Source organism: Thiohalophilus thiocyanatoxydans, assembly GCF_004366735.1.
Classification (GTDB): Bacteria; Pseudomonadota; Gammaproteobacteria; order UBA6429; family Thiohalophilaceae; genus Thiohalophilus; species Thiohalophilus thiocyanatoxydans.
On sequence record NZ_SOQX01000001.1, the window covers coordinates 453,969 to 470,202 of the forward strand.

The window sequence follows — 16,234 nt, forward strand, 5'->3', positions numbered from 1 at the left end:
TTCAGGCCCCCAGGGCTTCGCGCTGTTTGTCGATCAGCCGGTCGATGGCCTGTTTGCCGAGATCCAGCATGGCCTGCAATTCCTGCGGTGAGAAGGGCACGCCTTCGGCGGTACCCTGGATCTCGATGAACTTGCCTTCGTCGGTCATCACCAGGTTCATGTCGGTTTCACAATTGGCGTCTTCGGGGTAATCGAGATCCATGACCGGCGTGCCCTGGTAGACGCCAACGGATATGGAGGCGACATGGTTGATCAGCGGATCCTTTGTAATCTTTTTGGTTTCCAGCATATGGTTGATCGCATCCGCCAGGGCGACATAGCCGCCGGTGATCGAGGCGGTGCGGGTGCCGCCGTCGGCCTGGATCACGTCGCAATCGACGGTGATGGAAAACTCGCCCAGCGCCTTGAGATCCACCGCCGCGCGCAGCGAGCGGCCGATCAAGCGCTGGATTTCGACCGTGCGTCCACCCTGTTTGCCGCGTGCCGCCTCGCGGCCCATGCGGCTGCCGGTGGAACGGGGCAGCATGCCGTATTCGGCGGTAATCCAGCCCTGGCCCTGACCACGCAGAAAACCCGGCACCCGATCCTCGACACTGGCGGTGCAGATCACCTTGGTGTCGCCAAACTCGATCAATACCGATCCCTCGGCATGCTTGGTGTAGTGGCGGGTAATCTTGATATCGCGTAACTGATCGGGAGCTCGGCCGCTGGGTCGCATAATCTGGAATCTCTTCGCTTGAATGAGGCGGCAGTATAGCGCGTCCGGCTCTGTCCGTTAACGCCCTTTAAACAATCCAACGCAGAGGCGCGGAGGCGCAAAGGGCGCAGAGGACTTATCATTATGTGTCGAGAAACGGGTAAAAATTGAAACGCTGAAATATCAAAATTTCCAGGAAAGACAAATTTTTCTTTGCGTTCTCTGCGTCTCTGCGCCTCTGCGTTAAGATCTTTTCCGAACCTTATTTCATTTCGTCTTCGTAGGTCTTGATGGCGCGTTCGATCTCTTCGATGGCGCCATCCAGGGTGTTCACGTTGCTTTGGCGCTGGCTGGTCTGGCGGGGCCTGGGTTGCGGTTGCTGCAGGGAGAGGATGCGCGCGGCCACCACGCTGGTGTTGTCGCTGTAGGGATAGCTGGCCCGTTCGGCGCGCTCGGCCAGTTTTTCGATGCTGTCGCGCAGGTCGCTCGAGGCCAGGCCGGAGCCGATCAGGGCGTCGTCCAGCGGTTCCCAGAATCCGTCGGAGCATAACAGCAATACATCGCCTTCCTGCAGGGCGATACTGTTGCTGATGGTCACCTGGGGCTCGTCGGGATTGAGGCCGATGCACTGGGTGACGAAGTTGCGCATGGGGTGGCCCTGACGCTTGGAGAGGGGGATCCGTCCGGCCTGGTAGAGCTGTTCCACGTAGGAGTGATCCCGGGTGCGGTAGATCGGCAGGCCGTCGCGAAACAGATAGACACGGCTGTCGCCGACATGGGCCCACCAGGCCTGGCCATTTTGTATCAGGCTGAGCACCGCCGTGGTGCCGGGCGCCAGAGGCGGCGCCTGTTCCTGGCCGCTGAGCAGGACCGCGCGGTGGGCGCGGCGCAGCAATTCACGTAAAAAGCGGGGCGGATCCTCGGCCGGCAGCGGATGCAGTGCCAGTTCGGCTTCGATGGTGTCGACCAGGGCCTGGGCGGCGACGTCGCCGCCGGGGCGGCCGCCCAGGCCGTCGCCCAGGACCAGCAGCGCGCCCTGTTCACTGACAAAGGCGCCGAGGCGATCCTGGTTGATCTCCCGGTTGCCGAGGCGGCTGGTGCGTCCGATCTCCACCTGCATGGATCAGCCTTTTTCCAGCGTCGCGCCGGACGCCTCGCCGTTGTCCAACAGGGTCTGTAACTCATCCACCGACTGGGGCCGCAGCATCGGATCCACCTCCATGGCCCGGTCCACGGCGGCCAGCAGCCGCTGCGAGTAACTCTTTTTAAAGGCGTAGACTGCCGGGCGCAGGGTATCCTGTTCGCGGCGCTTGGTGGAGGAGGTCGGTGGCTGGCCGCTCATGCAGGTGCGCAGGGTGGCGCCGATGGCGTAGATGTCGGTCCAGGGGCCCACGTAGCCGCCGGGATCCAGCTGCTCGATGGGTGAATAGCCGGGGGTGACCACCTGGTTGGGCTGAAACTGGCGGGAGTGCATCATCTCGTGCACCGCGCCGAAATCGAGCAGCAGGGGCCGGCCGCCGGGACGCAGGTGAATATTGCCCGGTTTGATGTCCAGGTGCAGCAAGCCCCGGCTGTGAATATGTTGCAGGCCGTCCAGCAGGCCGTGGAATACGGTCAGAATAAAGGCCTCGCTCATGTTGCCCTTGTGTTTGAGGATATAGCCCTGCAGGTTCGCCCCGTCCTCGAACTCCATCACCATGTAGACCGTGCCGTGCTGACGGAAGAAGTTGATGACGTTGACGATATTGGGGTGTTTGATCGAGGAGAGGGTGCCGGCCTCCTGAAAGAACAGCCGTCGGCCGTGGGCGAGACGCTCGACGAAGTGCTCCTGCGAGGCGACCACGTCCAGTTCCTCGTTGCGTACCGCCAGCTTGCTGGGCATGTACTCCTTGATCACCACTTTCTGCCCGGTGCCGTCGGAGGCCAGGTAGACGATGCTGAAACCGCCGCCGCCGATGACGCGCTCGATGGTATAGCCGTCCAGGCGGGTGCCCCTGGGAAGTTCGTGAGTGATTCTGGCCATGTTGAATATCTGCCCCTGTCAGCCCTGCCAAGATTACCACACTCGCCGGCGGAGTGGATGGTCAACCCCGGCTGCTTGCTGTACGCTATCCTTATCGGCATCGACACCCAAATACATAAGTAAAGACATCGCTCATGGTCCATAGTATGACCGCCTTCACCCGCCAGCAGCAGACGGGTGAGTCCGGCGAATTCAGTCTCGAAATTCGTTCCGTCAACCATCGCTATCTCGATCTGAATCTGCGCCTGCCCGACGAGTTACGCGGATTCGAACCGTTGATCCGTGAGCAGGTGGCGCAGCGGGTGGCGCGGGGCAAGCTGGATATCACGCTGCGCTTTGAACCCCCGATCGCCGGCGAGACGCTGGATGTGGATTATGATCTGGTGGAAAAGCTGGCCAGCACCAGCCATGCCATCGACAAATACATCTATAATCCGGCTCCGGTCAATGCCCTGGATCTCATGCGCTGGCCCGGGGTGATCCGCAGCCAGAATGTGGACAGCGATCAGTTGCAACAGCGTCTGGGCGGACTGCTCGATGCGGCGCTGGATGATCTGCAGGCCATGCGCGGGCGCGAGGGCGACAAGCTGCGCGAGGCGTTGCTGCAACGTTGTGACGCCATCGAAGCGATCGTGACCCCGCTGGAACAGGCGCTGCCGACGATTCGCCAGGCCTGGCAGGACAAACTGCGGGCGCGCCTGGCGGCGCTCTCCCGGGAGCTGGACGAGGAGCGGCTGGAGCAGGAACTGGTGCTGCTGGCGCAAAAGGCCGATGTGGATGAAGAGCTGGATCGTCTGCGCATGCATCTGGGCGAGATCCGCGAGGTGCTGGATGCCGACCAGCCCGTCGGCCGGCGGCTCGATTTTCTGATGCAGGAGCTGCACCGCGAGGCCAACACGCTGGGGTCCAAGTCGGTGGACAAACGCATGACCCGCGCCTCGGTGGATCTCAAGGTGCTGATCGAGCAGATGCGCGAGCAGGTACAGAATATTGAATAACCCATCGGGGAAACACCTATGCCACTGACAGATAACTCACCCACCCTCGGCACCCTGTATGTGATCGCCGCCCCCTCCGGGGCCGGCAAGACCTCGCTGGTGGCGGCGCTGGTGGAGAGCACGCCCGATATCGATGTTTCCGTCTCGCACACCACCCGGCCCATGCGCCCCGGTGAGCAGGACGGGATCCATTACCACTTTACCGACGTGCCGACCTTCGAGCAGATGATCGAGGCGGGCCGCTTTCTCGAGCATGCCAGGGTGTTCGACAACTACTACGGCACCGCCATTGCCAGCATAGAACAGGAGCTGGACGCCGGGCGGGATGTGATCCTGGAGATCGACTGGCAGGGCGCGGCCCAGGTGCGCCGACAGGTCCCCGGTAGTGTGGGGATTTTCATTCTGCCCCCCTCGCGTGAGGCGCTGGAAGAGCGGCTGCGCGGCCGCGGCCAGGATCCCGACGAGGTCATCGCCCGGCGCATGCGCGATGCGGTCAACGACATGTCCCACTACGCCGAATTCGACTATCTGGTGTTTAACGATGATTTCGAGATCGCCCTGGCCGATTTGCAGAACATCGTTCTGGCCCACCGCCTGCGCTTCGAGGCCCAGTCACGGCGTCACGCCGAATCCCTCAAGCAGCTCCTGGCGGAGCAGTGACGAGGGACGAGGGACGAGGAGAGCCCCCCTTCTGCGCTCAGTGAGCAGGCCGGATATCGTGACGCGTGTCCGGAAATCGGGGAGGGGTAGGAAAACAGCCCCGGCAAACCCCCCGTCCTCCTCGTCACTCGGCCCTGTTTTTTATGTCTGGCGCCACCCCCGCCGGATGACTATAATGGTCGGTCCCTGAAGCATTGCCCGGCCGCGCCGCAGGGGGCGCGGCCCGAATCCCCGGAGTAAAATAATGGCACGTGTTACCGTAGAAGATTGTCTGGACAACCTCGAAAACCGCTTCGAGCTGGTACTGGTTTCCGCGCGTCGCGCCCGTCAGCTCGCCAATGGCCGGGATCCGCTGGTCGACCCGGAAAACGACAAGCCCACCGTCCTGGCGCTGCGCGAGATTTCCGAGGGGCTCATCGACAGCTCGATTCTGGATACGCCGGAGGTCATTGAGGACAATTTTGCCCCGCTGAGCGACGAACAGGCGGCCGCCGAGCTGGAAATGGCCGCTGAACTGGAATCCGGCAGTACCGGGATCGAAACCGGCACAGCCGAAACCGCTGAAGCGGAAAGTGACGAGGATGTCGATGTGGCCGCTGCCATCAAGGCCGCGCTGGGTGCCGAGCTGGGTAGCGACAGTGGTGAGGAGGAGGCCGAGAAACCGGCTTCCGGTGAAGCGTCATCAGAATCAGACGAAGAGGATCGCGGGTAATCGCTCGTCCACTTTCAGAGGTCACCCCCCCGCCGAACGAGGCATTTCGCATCAGGCATCTGTGCGAGATGCTCGATGAATACCTTGAGCCCGAACAGGTCGCCGAAGTCTACCAGGCCTACCTGTTCGGGGCCGAGGCCCACGACGGCCAGCACCGTCTCAGTGGCGAACCCTATATCACCCATCCCATTGCCGTTGCCCGCATCCTGGCGGAGCTGCGGGTCGATCACCTCAGCATCATGGCGGCCATCCTGCATGATGTGATTGAGGACACCAAGGTCCCCAAGGAGATGGTGGAAAAACGTTTCGGCAAGCATATCGCCGAACTGGTCGACGGCGTCTCCAAGCTTACCCATATTCATTTTGAAAACAAGGCCGAGGCGCAGGCGGAAAACTTCCGCAAGATGATGCTGGCCATGACCCGTGATATCCGGGTGATTCTGATCAAGCTCGCCGACCGGCTGCACAACATGCGCACGCTGGGTGTGATGCGCCCGGACAAGCGCCGGCGCATCGCCCGCGAAACCCTCGACATCTATGCCCCGATCGCCAACCGCCTGGGCATGAATAACGTGCGTCTGGAGCTCGAGGATCTGGGATTCAGTGCCCTGTATCCGCTGCGCAGCAAGATACTCGAAGAGGGATTGAAAAAGGCGCGCGGCAATCGCAAGGAGATCGTGGGCAAGATGGAGGAGACCATCAAATCCCGCCTGAAACAGGAAGGTCTGGTTGGCCGGGTCATCGGTCGCGAGAAGCATCTGTACAGTATTTACAAGAAAATGCGTGACAAGCATCTCTCCTTCAGTGAGGTAATGGATGTCTATGCGTTTCGCATCATCGTTGACAAAGTTGATGCCTGTTACCGGGTACTGGGGGCGATCCACAATCTGTATACGCCGGTACCGGGCCGCTTCAAGGATTACATCGCCATTCCCAAGGCCAATGGCTATCAGTCCCTGCATACGGTACTGATGAGTCCCTATGGTGTGGCCATCGAAGTGCAGATCCGTACCGAGGATATGCACAAGGTCTCGGAAGCGGGAATCGCCGCGCACTGGATGTACAAAACCAACGAAGGCATCAGCAACAATGCTCAGATGCGCGCCCGCCAGTGGTTGCACGAATTGCTGGAGATGCAGCAGAACGCCGGCAATTCCATCGAGTTTCTCGAACACGTCAAAGTCGATCTGTTTCCCGATGAAGTTTATGTCCTTACCCCGCATGGCGAGATCAAGGTGTTGCCGCGCGGCGCCACCGCCGTCGACTTTGCCTATGCGGTGCACAGTGATGTGGGTAATCAATGCGTGGCGGCCAAGATCGATCGCCGCCTGATGCCGTTACGGACCGTCCTGCTTAATGGTCAGACCGTGGAGATCGTCACCTCCAGGGGGGCGCAACCCAATCCGGCCTGGCTGGACTTTGTTACCACGGCCAAGGCCCGTTCCAACATCCGTGCTTATTTAAAAAACCTGCATATGGAAGAGGCCGTTCTTCTGGGGATGAGGCTGTTACACAAGAGCCTGGCCGCCCACGGTTTGTCACTGGATAATCTGGACGACGATCAGGTGAATGCGATGCTGACCGAGTTCGGTTTTGAGAGCATGGAGCAGATGTTCAGCGAGATCGGGTTTGGTAATCAGATGGCCATGGTCGTCGCACGGGTCCTGCTGGCCACCGAACAGGATGAGGTACATGATGATCAGGAGAAGGCCCAGGGCACCCCGCTGGCTATCAAGGGGACCGAAGGGACCGTGGTTACCTATGCCAAATGTTGTCGACCGATCCCCGGTGATCCGATCCTGGGTTTTGTGACCTCGGGACGGGGGATTGTAATCCACACCGAGGATTGCAAGAACGTGGCCGAATACCGCAATCGGCCGGAGAAGTGGATCGACGTCAAATGGGAAAAGGAGATCGAAGGCGAATTTCCCATCGATATCCGCATGCTGGTGCAAAACCTGCGCGGTGTATTGGCCAGGGTGGCCGCGAGTCTCTCCGAGATGGAAGCCAACATCGAAAACGTCACCATCGAGGAACGCGACGGTCTGCACTCCACGCTGAGTTTTACCGTCTCGGTTAAAAACCGCCAGCATCTGGCGCGCATCATGCGCCGCCTGCGCAAGCTTGAGATAGTGTCCCGCATTCATCGCCTGAAGCGATGAAGGTAAAGTTGGCAGTACCGGGTGCCCTTCGAGGCAGGTTCTGGATACCAGGAGTTACAGATACCTGGGATTTCGCCGGGACTGATTTTATATCACCCCTCCCCGGCCCTCCCCTTCCAGGGGAGGGGGACCTTGCTATTAGCACGGTCAGTTCCCCCTCCCGCAGGGAGGGGGTTAGGGGGAGGGGATATAAAAACGATACTACAAACTGACGACTGCCAACTTGATTCTCAGTTATCGTAGTCTTGAAAAGAAAAACAGTATTGGAGCTTTATTATGCCTCGCGAAATTGTTCATACCGACAACGCCCCGGCCGCCATTGGCCCCTATTCCCAGGCGGTGAAGGTCGACAACACCGTGTATTTGTCCGGCCAGATTCCGTTGATCCCCGAGAGCATGGAGCTGTTGGGTGGTGACATCAATGGCCAGATTCGCCGGGTGTTTGATAACCTCGCTGCCGTCTGCCAGGCCGCCGGAGGCAGTCTCAATGACATCGCCAAGCTGAATATCTTTTTGACCGATCTGAGTCACTTTCCGACGGTGAACGAGATCATGAGCGAGTACTTCGCCGAACCCTATCCCGCGCGCGCGGCTATCGGTGTCGCCTCGCTGCCCAAGGGGGCGGAGGTGGAGATGGATGCCATTATGGTTCTGGCAGAGTAACGATTTGTGATCGGCCCTGTTTGGGCCGCCGTGGCGAAACAATAAAACAGGGACGTTTGACTTAACCCAGGGCCTGCTTCATGGATGAACCGTTCAGCGCGTGCTCAGCCCCATGGTATAGTCATCTGCCATGATCATGCCCATTGCTTCCGCGACTGAATTGACCCGCCTCAAGGGCGTCGGTCCGAAAATGGCCGAGCGATTTGCCCGTCTTGGGATCGATTCAGTGGAGCAGTTGCTGTTTCATCTTCCCCTGCGCTATGAAGATCGCACCCGGGTAACGCCACTGGGCGCCTTGCGTGCGGGTATGCACGCGGTGATTCAGGGCGAGGTGCAGCTGAGTGAAATCAAGTTCGCCCGCCGCCGGATGTTGCTGGTACGCCTCAGCGATCGCACCGGCTTTATCACTTTGCGCTTTTTTCATTTCAACGCCCGACAGCAGGAAAACCTGGCGCGGGGCAACCGGGTGCGCGCCTATGGCGAGGTGCGCCGGGGCAGCGGCGGTCTGGAGATGGTGCATCCCGAGTTCAGCGTGATCGAGACGGATGCCGCGCCGGTGGCGGAAACGGGGCTGACGCCGGTGTATCCGACCACCGAAGGGTTGCATCAGCTGACCCTGCGCAATGCCCTGCAACAGGCCCTGGCCCTGTTACGTACCGATCGGTTGTCGTTGCCGGAGCTGTTGCCGGCCGGGTTGCTGGCGGCCGATGAGCTGCCAGATCTCAAGCAGGCGCTGCTGTTCGTGCATCAGCCGCCGCCCGAAACCGATCTGGATGAGCTACTCGAGGCGCGCCATCCGGTGATGCAACGGTTGATCCTTGAGGATCTGCTCGCGCATGTGTTGAGTCTGCGCCAGTTACGCCAGCGCAGCCGGACCCATCAGGCGCGCCCCCTGTCGATTCGCAGCGAGCTGGGGGATCGCTTTCTTCGGGCCTTGCCGTTTGCACTGACCGCGGCCCAGCAGCGGGTGGTGGCGGAGATCGAAACGGATCTGGGGCAGGCGGTCCCCATGCAGCGTCTGGTGCAGGGCGACGTGGGCTCGGGCAAGACGGTGGTCGCGGCGCTGGCGGCACTGGCGGCCGTGGCCTCGGGCTGTCAGGCGGCGATCATGGCGCCGACCGAAATCCTCGCCGAACAGCATTATCACAACTTCGCCGCCTGGCTGGCGCCGCTGGGTATCGAGGTGGCCTGGCTGTCGGGCAAGGCGAAGCAGGGCGAACGGCGGGCGGCGGGCGAGGCGCTGGCCTCGGGGCAGGCGGCCGTCGCGGTGGGGACCCACGCCCTGTTTCAGGAGGCGATACAGTTTCGGGATCTGGCGCTGGTGATCATCGATGAGCAGCACCGTTTCGGGGTCCATCAACGGCTGGCCCTGCGCGAGAAGGGGCGCCGGGACGATGATGTGTTGCCCCACCAGCTGATCATGACCGCCACGCCCATCCCGCGCACCCTGAGCATGGCGGTCTATGCCGATCTGGACTGCTCGGTTATCGACGAGTTGCCGCCGGGGCGTCAGCCGGTGGAGACGGTGGTGTTGCCCGACAGCCGCCGGGATGACGTGGTGGAACGGGTGCACCGGGCCTGTCAGCAGGGCAACCAGGTCTACTGGGTCTGCACCCTGATCGAGGAGTCGGAGGCGCTGCAGTGCCAGGCGGCGGAAGAGACCGCGCGGTTGTTGCAGGCGGCGTTGCCGGATGTGCGGGTCGGTCTGGTGCACGGGCGGCTCAAGGCGCCGGACAAAGAGGCGATCATGGCCCGCTTCAAGGCCGGCGAGCTGGATCTGCTGGTGGCCACTACGGTGATCGAGGTGGGGGTGGATGTGCCCAACGCCGGGTTGATGATCATCGAAAACGCCGAGCGTCTGGGCCTGGCCCAGTTGCATCAGTTGCGCGGCCGGGTGGGCCGCGGTGGCCAGGCAAGCGTCTGTGTCCTGATGTATCATGGGGCGCTTTCCGCCAATGCCCGGGAACGGCTGGCGGTGATGCGCAACAGCAACGACGGTTTTGAGATTGCGCGCAAGGACATGGAATTGCGCGGTCCCGGTGAAGTGCTGGGGACGCGGCAGACCGGGTTGTTGCAACTGAAGATCGCCGATCTGCAACGTGATGAAGCGCTGATGCCGAAGGTCGTGAGTTTGAGTGATCAATTACTGAAGCAATACCCCGGGGCCGTTCAGCCGCTGATTCAGCGCTGGGTGGGGCAGGCCGTGCGTTATGGCAGTGTGTGATCCGCGGACGCTGGTATGAGACGTTGCCCGCACACCTTTTGCGAACCGGTCTGGCGTTATCGGCAGCAGCTGCTCTCACCCCTGCCGGCGATCCGGGCGTGGTTGTTTGATAACGGCTCCCTGACCCGGCGGCTGCAACACGCCTGTGACGGCGAATTTCGGGTCGAGGTGGTGGCGCAGGAGTGGCAACGGCCGCTACTCAACGAGCGTCGCCGACTGGCGCTGCCGGCCCGGCGGCTGGCGCTGGTGCGGCAGGTCTATCTCTATTGTGACGACGTGCCCTGTGTGTTTGCCCGCACCATTATGCCCCGGCAGACCCTGAGCGGGGCCGAGCGCCATCTGGCGGTACTGGGGAATCGGCCGCTGGGCGCACTGCTGTTCGCCGATCCGCGCATGCACCGCGAGCCGTTGGAGTTTACCCGCCTGCAAAGCGGCGAACGGCTGTTTGCCGAGGCCGTGCAACGCCTGGCGAGTCCGCCGCCGGCGATCTGGGGACGTCGCTCGGTCTTCTACCTGGCCGCCAAGCCCCTGCTGGTAAACGAGATATTCCTGCCGGGAATTGAAAAACTGTGAACTTCATCTTTGACATAATCTGATATCTCTTCCCATAGCAGTATTGTTACAATCCCGTATCAGGCCAGACACAACACCCGCGACCGAGGTTGAATGAGACCGTTATTGCCGGCGATCAAGCGCGAGATGATTCGCGAGCGTTTGTATCAATACTCTCTGCTGATGCGCCTGCATCGCCCGATCGGCATTTTTCTGCTGTTGTGGCCGACCCTGTGGGCGTTGTGGATCGCCGCCGGGGGCTTTCCCCGCCCGGGGGTCTTTGTGGTGTTTGTGCTCGGGGTGCTCCTGATGCGCTCCGCCGGTTGTGTGATCAACGATTATGCGGATCGTCACTTTGATCCTCACGTGGCGCGGACCCGGGAGCGGCCCATCGCCAGCGGCCGGGTGACGCCCCGCGAGGCACTGGGCCTGTTCGCGGCGCTTTGCGTGCTGGCGTTTTTGCTGGTGCTGAGCATGAACCGGCTGACAATTTATCTCGCGTTTGTCGGGGTGGCGCTGGCCGCGATCTATCCATTCACGAAGCGTTACACCCATCTGCCGCAGGTGGTGCTGGGTATGGCCTTCGGCTGGGCGATCCCCATGGCCTTTGCCGCCCAGGCGGGCGAAGTGCCGAAGGTGGCCTGGCTGCTGTTTGTGATCAATGTGGTCTGGTCAGTGGCTTATGACAGTATGTATGCCATGGCCGATCGTGACGAAGATCTCAAGATCGGGGTCAAGTCCGCCGCTATTCTCTTTGGCGATGCGGACCGTTTCATCATCGGCCTGCTGCAGGGGCTGATGTTGCTGGGACTGGTCTTGCTGGGGCGGGAGCTGGCGCTGGGCACACCTTACTACCTGGGGCTGGCGGTGGCGCTGGGGCTGGCGGTGTATCAGCAATATCTGATCCGGGATCGGCGCCCCGCCGAGTGTTTCCGGGCCTTTCTCAATAACCACTGGCTGGGCGCTGCCGTCTTCGCCGGTCTGTTTATGGCATATATATAGTAGGTAAATCGGGACGACGGCAGGTATACACTGTAATTTCGCCTGTTATATCTATAAACTACAATAAGTTAGATTGTGTATTTTGAGTATAATATTAAAAATTATTGCTAACAGGCCGATTCATTGAAGATTCGGATTCGTCGGCATGGATGCCAGATTCTGAAATAGGGGGTGTACCCTGTTCGGGTGGTTGAAAAAATCCAGCGCAACGCCGGGTCTGGCCGGGGTGCATTTCTCTGATCGCGGAATTGCCGTGGCGGTGGTCCGTTATCACGCACAGCAGCCGGTGCTCAGCTATTGCGAATTCGCGTCGGCCAGTAATGCCGAGCGCCCGCAGGTGCTGGCGCGGTTGCTGGCGCAGGAGGGCCTGGCGGGGATGCGGGTCAGTACGCTGCTGGATGTCGGCGAGTTTGATCTGCAACTGATCGAGGCACCGGACGTGACCGCCGAAGAGCTGCGGGCGGCGGTGCGCTGGCGCATCAAGGACCGGCTGGATTATGCCCTCGATGAGGCGGTGCTGGATGTGTTCCCCATCCCCGGCCAGCAGGAACGGGGACGTCCGCCCATGGTGTATGTGGTGGCGGCGCGTCAGGCACAGGTGAAGCGCTATATTGATTTGCTGGAGAACGCCGGCGCGGATCTCTGTTGCGTGGATATTCCCGAGCTGGCGCAGCGCAACCTGGCTGTCCGACTGAACGAGGACGCCCGCGGCGTGGCGATGTTGTCGCTGGGCCCGGATGCCGGGCTGCTGACTCTCACCTGTGACGGGGTGTTGTATCTGGCCCGGGAGATTGATGTGGGGTACCGCGCCCTGGAGAGTGCCGCGCCGCCCCCGGAGGGGAAAGCCGGCGGTCTGCAACTGGCCGAGAATCTGTTACCGGATCAGCGCCGCGCGCTGGAAACCCTGGTACTCGAGGTCCAACGCTCGCTGGATTATTTTGAAAGCCATTTCGGCCTGGCACCGATCGGGCATCTGGTGATCGCGCCGACCCCGATGCCCGTTCCCGCCATGCTCGATTACATGGGTGAAAACCTTGGCGTGGCGGTCAGGCAACTGGAGCTGGCCGATATTGTGGACGTCGAGCAGACCACGGATCGGAGCCTGCAGGCCGAATGCCTGCTGGCTATTGGTGCGGCCTTGCGGGGGGTCGAAGCATGAGCGTGCATCAGCAGATCAATCTTTATCAGGATATCTTCCGGGAGCAGACGGTACAGGTCTCGGCCCGCCAGGTCTCGTTGCTCGTGCTGTTATTGATCGGGGTGTTGGCGCTGGTATCCGCGGGAATGTACTGGCAGCAACAGGGCTTGCAGGAACAGCTGGTAGCGCGAGAGCAACAAAAGGCGGATCTGGAGGAGCAGCTGGCGGTATTTCGTCAGCAGCTGCAAGCCGAAAAGGGCGATCAGGCGTTGCAGGAATCGGTGGATGCCCTGAACAGGGAGCTGTCGACCAAGCAGCGAGTTTTGCAGGCTCTCTCCGGTCAGCGTTTTGGCAATAGCGAGGGTTTTGTCGAGCAGTTGAGCGGCCTGGCGCGCCAGCGTATCGAGGGGCTATGGCTGACGGAACTGGTGATTCGTCGTGGCGGGACCCGGCTGGACATGCAAGGCCGGAGTCTGAAGCCCGAATATGTGCCGAACTATTTACAGAAGCTTTCCGCCGAGCCGATCTTTGCCGGGACCGATTTCGAGAATCTGGTTATCCGGCGCAACGAGGATCATCCCGGACAGCTGGACTTTCAGCTGCAGAGCAAAACGGGGCGGGGTGACGGCAAATGACCCGGCTTCTGCAACAGTGGGCCAAACGGTTCAATGCCCTGAGCCAGCGCGAGCGAATCATTCTGGCGATCGCCGCGGTGGTCGTGGTGGGCATTTTATGGCTGGAATTCATTTATCTGGCACAGGCCGGGGCCGGCAAGGCGATCAGAACCCGGATTGAGGCGGCGGATTCGGAGATCATCGCGCTGAATCAGCAGATTACCGCGTTCAGTGAGGAGGCCGAACAGGATCCCGATCGGGCCAACCGGCGGCGCGAAAAGAAACTGCGCGAGCAACTGGCCCGGGTGGACGAACAGCTGGAGGCACAAATGGGCGGATTGATCAGTCCGACCCAGATGGCGCAGGCACTGGAGGCGGTATTGACGCAAAAAACCGATCTCGAGTTGATCGGGGTGCGCAATCTGCCTATCCAGCCGTTGCTGGAACTGCCGTCCGACGCGGAGCGCCAATCTGCCGAGTCGGGCGTCTATCGCCATGCCATGCAGATTGAATTCAGCGGCACATATCTCAGTACCCTGGATTACCTCAAGGCATTGCAGGAGCTGGATTGGGATTTTTACTGGGACAGCCTGCAATTACAGACCGAGTCGTACCCGGTTTCGAAAGTCACCCTCACGGTGCATACACTGAGTCTGAAAGAGGGCTGGATCGGTGTTTAACAAGACGGGCCGAATCGTGTTGTTGTGGATCATGGCCGGGGTGATGGTTCCCGCCGCCGCGCAGCTGGATGATCCGACCCGGCCGCCGGGTTACCGTCTGCCGGGTGGCACGCAGACGGGACCGAGCTGGCATGTGAATACGATCAAGATCGGTGAGCGTGAGCGCATCGCCATCATCAACGGCAAACGCGTCCGGGTTGGTGACAGCGTCGATGGTGCCAGGGTAATGGATATTCAGCCGGGTCATGTGCGCCTGCGTTACAAACAGGAAGTGATCGCCATCCGTCTGGTGCCGGAGACCATTCATAAACAGTTTCGCTAAAACAGAGCAACCGTATTGAGTCGAGTCATGATAAAAGAATTGAAAATCATCATCCTAACCGGGCTGGTAATGAGCCTGTCCGCCTGCGCGGGCAATCAGCAGCGCCCGCCGGCGACACTCGAATCCATCGATGCGGCGCTCGACGAGGCGGGGGCGGGCCCCGACGAACGACGCGAAAAGGCGCCGGCCAGTATCAGTGACGCCCTGTTGCCGGAGTTCAATCTGTCGTTGCCGGACAGCACCGGGATCGACACCGAGCCGCGTTTTGATATCAAGGTAAACCGCGCGGATGCGCGCCGCTTTTTTATGGAGCTGGTCTCCGGTACGCCACATAACATGGTAATGCATCCCGATGTGGAAGGTCGCATTACCCTGGATCTGAAAAATGTCACTGTCGCCGAGACGATGGAAGTGGTGCGCGATGTTTACGGGTATGATTATCAAGAGACCCGCAGCGGCTTCAAGGTGTATCCCAACACCATGACCTCGCGCATTTTCAAGCTGGACTATCTGGATATCAAGCGCAAAGGGGTTTCCAACCTGCGAGTCAGTTCCGGCCAGGTGACTGAACAGGCCCCCAGTACCGGGACCGGGCGAACCGGCGGGTTGTCCGGTTCCGGGGTCGGTAACACCGGTGGCAACATCAATCAGCCGGGGGGGCAGCGCAGTAACCTCTCGGGCAGTTCCATCAATACCGAATCCGAATCCGATTTCTGGAAGGATATGAAAAGCGCGATTCAGACCATTGTCGGGAATAAAGACGGCCGTAATGTGGTGGTGAATGCCCAGTCGGGTATCGTGGTCGTCAATGCCATGCCCACGGAACTGCGGGCGGTGGAGCGCTTTATCAATTCCACCCAGGAGGTGGTGCAACGCCAGGTGATTCTGGAAGCCAAGATCATCGAGGTGGAGCTCAACGACAGTTTCCAGACCGGCATCAACTGGTCGGCCCTGCATGATACCGCCAGTAACAGGTTTCAGGCCAACCAGACCGGCGGCGGCAGTATCTTTGGCGGTTCGAACGTCGCCAATACGTCCGGTAGTTCCGGTGACCTGGACCCCGGCAACCTCGATCAGATCGAAGGCTCAGCCGCCTCGGCCTTTGGCGGGGTTTTCTCCATGGCCTTGAATATCGGTAATGATTTTGCCGCGTTTATCGAGCTGCTAAAGACCCAGGGTGATGTGCAGGTGCTCTCCAGTCCCAAGGTGTCGACTATTAATAATCAAAAAGCGGTTATCAAAGTCGGCGAAGACGAATTCTTTATTACCGATGTGGCTTCCAATACGGACATCACGACGGGGACCTCGACGACCAGCAACAACGTGGAATTGACACCGTTCTTTACCGGCGTGGCGCTGGATGTGATCCCGCAGATCAGTGATGAAGGCAATATTATTTTGCACATCCATCCCTCGGTCAGCACGGTCACCGAAAAAACCAAAAACATCGGTATCTCCTCGTCGCAAAGTTTCAGCGTGCCGCTGGCAATCAGCACCATCCGGGAGTCGGATAGTATCATTCGCGCACGCAGTGGCCAGGTAGTGGTGATCGGCGGGCTGATGCAGGATTCGGTCAGCGATGAGGACGCTTCCGTTCCCGTGCTGGGTGATTTGCCCCTGATCGGGGGGCTGTTCCGCCATACCCGTGAAGTCACCCGCAAGAGTGAACTGGTGATCCTGCTCAAGCCCGTTCTGGTAGAAGGCGACCAGACCTGGTCGGATGCGGTGCGTTCCTCGCAGGATCGGATCAAGAATATACGTAACCGACGCTAAGCCGGATCGTATGA

General features: G+C 60.4%; 16 protein-coding genes. 13 read left to right on the plus strand and 3 right to left on the minus strand.

The window, feature by feature from the left end; genetic code table 11:
- Nucleotide 1 precedes the first annotated feature (1 nt).
- The 3 genes from rph to EDC23_RS02120 form a co-directional block, all read right to left on the minus strand.
- Complete coding sequence (gene rph, locus EDC23_RS02110) at nucleotides 2–718, minus strand: ribonuclease PH (RefSeq protein WP_134080639.1); 717 nt, start codon at nucleotides 716–718, stop codon at nucleotides 2–4.
- Between the two features lie 241 nt (nucleotides 719–959).
- Nucleotides 960–1,817, minus strand: a complete 858-nt coding sequence (locus EDC23_RS02115; RefSeq protein WP_134080641.1) for a PP2C family protein-serine/threonine phosphatase — start codon at nucleotides 1,815–1,817, stop codon at nucleotides 960–962.
- A gap of 3 nt (nucleotides 1,818–1,820) precedes the next feature.
- Complete coding sequence (locus EDC23_RS02120) at nucleotides 1,821–2,720, minus strand: serine/threonine protein kinase (protein ID WP_134080643.1); 900 nt, start codon at nucleotides 2,718–2,720, stop codon at nucleotides 1,821–1,823.
- A 134-nt stretch (nucleotides 2,721–2,854) separates the two neighbouring features.
- On the opposite strand from EDC23_RS02120, the gene EDC23_RS02125 reads away from it, so the two are divergent.
- The 13 genes from EDC23_RS02125 (at nucleotide 2,855) to mshL (ending at nucleotide 16,220) form a co-directional block, all read left to right on the plus strand.
- On the plus strand, nucleotides 2,855–3,718 hold the full coding sequence (locus EDC23_RS02125; protein ID WP_134080645.1) for a YicC/YloC family endoribonuclease: 864 nt from the start codon (nucleotides 2,855–2,857) through the stop codon (nucleotides 3,716–3,718).
- Nucleotides 3,719–3,736: 18 nt separating this feature from the next.
- Nucleotides 3,737–4,378, plus strand: coding sequence for a guanylate kinase (gene gmk, locus EDC23_RS02130; RefSeq protein ID WP_134080647.1), 642 nt, complete (start codon nucleotides 3,737–3,739; stop codon nucleotides 4,376–4,378).
- A gap of 244 nt (nucleotides 4,379–4,622) precedes the next feature.
- Complete coding sequence (gene rpoZ / locus EDC23_RS14400; protein ID WP_134080649.1) at nucleotides 4,623–5,090, plus strand: DNA-directed RNA polymerase subunit omega; 468 nt, start codon at nucleotides 4,623–4,625, stop codon at nucleotides 5,088–5,090.
- Between the two features lie 68 nt (nucleotides 5,091–5,158).
- Nucleotides 5,159–7,252 (plus strand): bifunctional GTP diphosphokinase/guanosine-3',5'-bis pyrophosphate 3'-pyrophosphohydrolase, encoded by a 2,094-nt coding sequence (gene spoT, locus EDC23_RS02140; protein ID WP_134080651.1) that lies wholly within the window; start codon nucleotides 5,159–5,161, stop codon nucleotides 7,250–7,252.
- A 276-nt stretch (nucleotides 7,253–7,528) separates the two neighbouring features.
- Complete coding sequence (locus tag EDC23_RS02145; RefSeq protein WP_134080653.1) at nucleotides 7,529–7,915, plus strand: RidA family protein; 387 nt, start codon at nucleotides 7,529–7,531, stop codon at nucleotides 7,913–7,915.
- A gap of 136 nt (nucleotides 7,916–8,051) precedes the next feature.
- Entirely contained in the window at nucleotides 8,052–10,139 is a 2,088-nt protein-coding gene (gene recG, locus EDC23_RS02150) for an ATP-dependent DNA helicase RecG (protein WP_134081279.1), read from the plus strand.
- Between the two features lie 15 nt (nucleotides 10,140–10,154).
- A complete protein-coding gene (locus EDC23_RS02155; RefSeq protein WP_134080655.1) occupies nucleotides 10,155–10,712 on the plus strand; it encodes a chorismate--pyruvate lyase family protein in 558 nt (185 codons plus the stop codon).
- A gap of 126 nt (nucleotides 10,713–10,838) precedes the next feature.
- Complete coding sequence (ubiA, locus tag EDC23_RS02160; protein ID WP_134081281.1) at nucleotides 10,839–11,693, plus strand: 4-hydroxybenzoate octaprenyltransferase; 855 nt, start codon at nucleotides 10,839–10,841, stop codon at nucleotides 11,691–11,693.
- Between the two features lie 190 nt (nucleotides 11,694–11,883).
- Nucleotides 11,884–12,852, plus strand: a complete 969-nt coding sequence (locus EDC23_RS02165; protein ID WP_134080657.1) for a type IV pilus biogenesis protein PilM — start codon at nucleotides 11,884–11,886, stop codon at nucleotides 12,850–12,852.
- Nucleotides 12,849–13,466: a PilN domain-containing protein gene (locus EDC23_RS02170; protein ID WP_134080659.1), complete on the plus strand. Its 618-nt coding sequence runs from the start codon at nucleotides 12,849–12,851 to the stop codon at nucleotides 13,464–13,466. The genes EDC23_RS02165 and EDC23_RS02170 overlap by 4 nt, the downstream gene beginning before the upstream one ends.
- The gene (locus EDC23_RS02175) at nucleotides 13,463–14,125 is read left to right on the plus strand and encodes a hypothetical protein (protein WP_134080661.1); all 663 of its coding nucleotides are present in this window, start codon (nucleotides 13,463–13,465) and stop codon (nucleotides 14,123–14,125) included. The genes EDC23_RS02170 and EDC23_RS02175 overlap by 4 nt, the downstream gene beginning before the upstream one ends.
- Nucleotides 14,118–14,447 carry a hypothetical protein gene (locus EDC23_RS02180; protein WP_134080663.1) on the plus strand — a complete coding sequence of 110 codons (330 nt, stop codon included), beginning with the start codon at nucleotides 14,118–14,120 and terminating at the stop codon, nucleotides 14,445–14,447. The genes EDC23_RS02175 and EDC23_RS02180 overlap by 8 nt, the downstream gene beginning before the upstream one ends.
- A 39-nt stretch (nucleotides 14,448–14,486) precedes the next feature.
- Nucleotides 14,487–16,220: a pilus (MSHA type) biogenesis protein MshL gene (gene mshL / locus EDC23_RS02185; protein ID WP_208321246.1), complete on the plus strand. Its 1,734-nt coding sequence runs from the start codon at nucleotides 14,487–14,489 to the stop codon at nucleotides 16,218–16,220.
- Nucleotides 16,221–16,234: the final 14 nt, after the last annotated feature.

Excerpts from the sequence above, each read along its gene's own strand:
- EDC23_RS02120 (WP_134080643.1), bottom strand. The coding sequence starts at position 2,720 with ATGGCCAGAATCACTCACGAACTTCCCAGGGGCACCCGCCTGGACGGC.
- EDC23_RS02115 (WP_134080641.1), bottom strand. The coding sequence starts at position 1,817 with ATGCAGGTGGAGATCGGACGCACCAGCCGCCTCGGCAACCGGGAGATC.
- recG (WP_134081279.1), top strand. The coding sequence starts at position 8,052 with ATGCCCATTGCTTCCGCGACTGAATTGACCCGCCTCAAGGGCGTCGGT.
- gmk (WP_134080647.1), top strand. The coding sequence starts at position 3,737 with ATGCCACTGACAGATAACTCACCCACCCTCGGCACCCTGTATGTGATC.
- spoT (WP_134080651.1), top strand. The coding sequence starts at position 5,159 with ATGCTCGATGAATACCTTGAGCCCGAACAGGTCGCCGAAGTCTACCAG.
- ubiA (WP_134081281.1), top strand. The coding sequence starts at position 10,839 with ATGATTCGCGAGCGTTTGTATCAATACTCTCTGCTGATGCGCCTGCAT.
- rpoZ (WP_134080649.1), top strand. The coding sequence starts at position 4,623 with ATGGCACGTGTTACCGTAGAAGATTGTCTGGACAACCTCGAAAACCGC.
- EDC23_RS02175 (WP_134080661.1), top strand. The coding sequence starts at position 13,463 with ATGACCCGGCTTCTGCAACAGTGGGCCAAACGGTTCAATGCCCTGAGC.
- EDC23_RS02170 (WP_134080659.1), top strand. The coding sequence starts at position 12,849 with ATGAGCGTGCATCAGCAGATCAATCTTTATCAGGATATCTTCCGGGAG.
- rph (WP_134080639.1), bottom strand. The coding sequence starts at position 718 with ATGCGACCCAGCGGCCGAGCTCCCGATCAGTTACGCGATATCAAGATT.
- EDC23_RS02145 (WP_134080653.1), top strand. The coding sequence starts at position 7,529 with ATGCCTCGCGAAATTGTTCATACCGACAACGCCCCGGCCGCCATTGGC.
- EDC23_RS02125 (WP_134080645.1), top strand. The coding sequence starts at position 2,855 with ATGGTCCATAGTATGACCGCCTTCACCCGCCAGCAGCAGACGGGTGAG.
- EDC23_RS02155 (WP_134080655.1), top strand. The coding sequence starts at position 10,155 with ATGAGACGTTGCCCGCACACCTTTTGCGAACCGGTCTGGCGTTATCGG.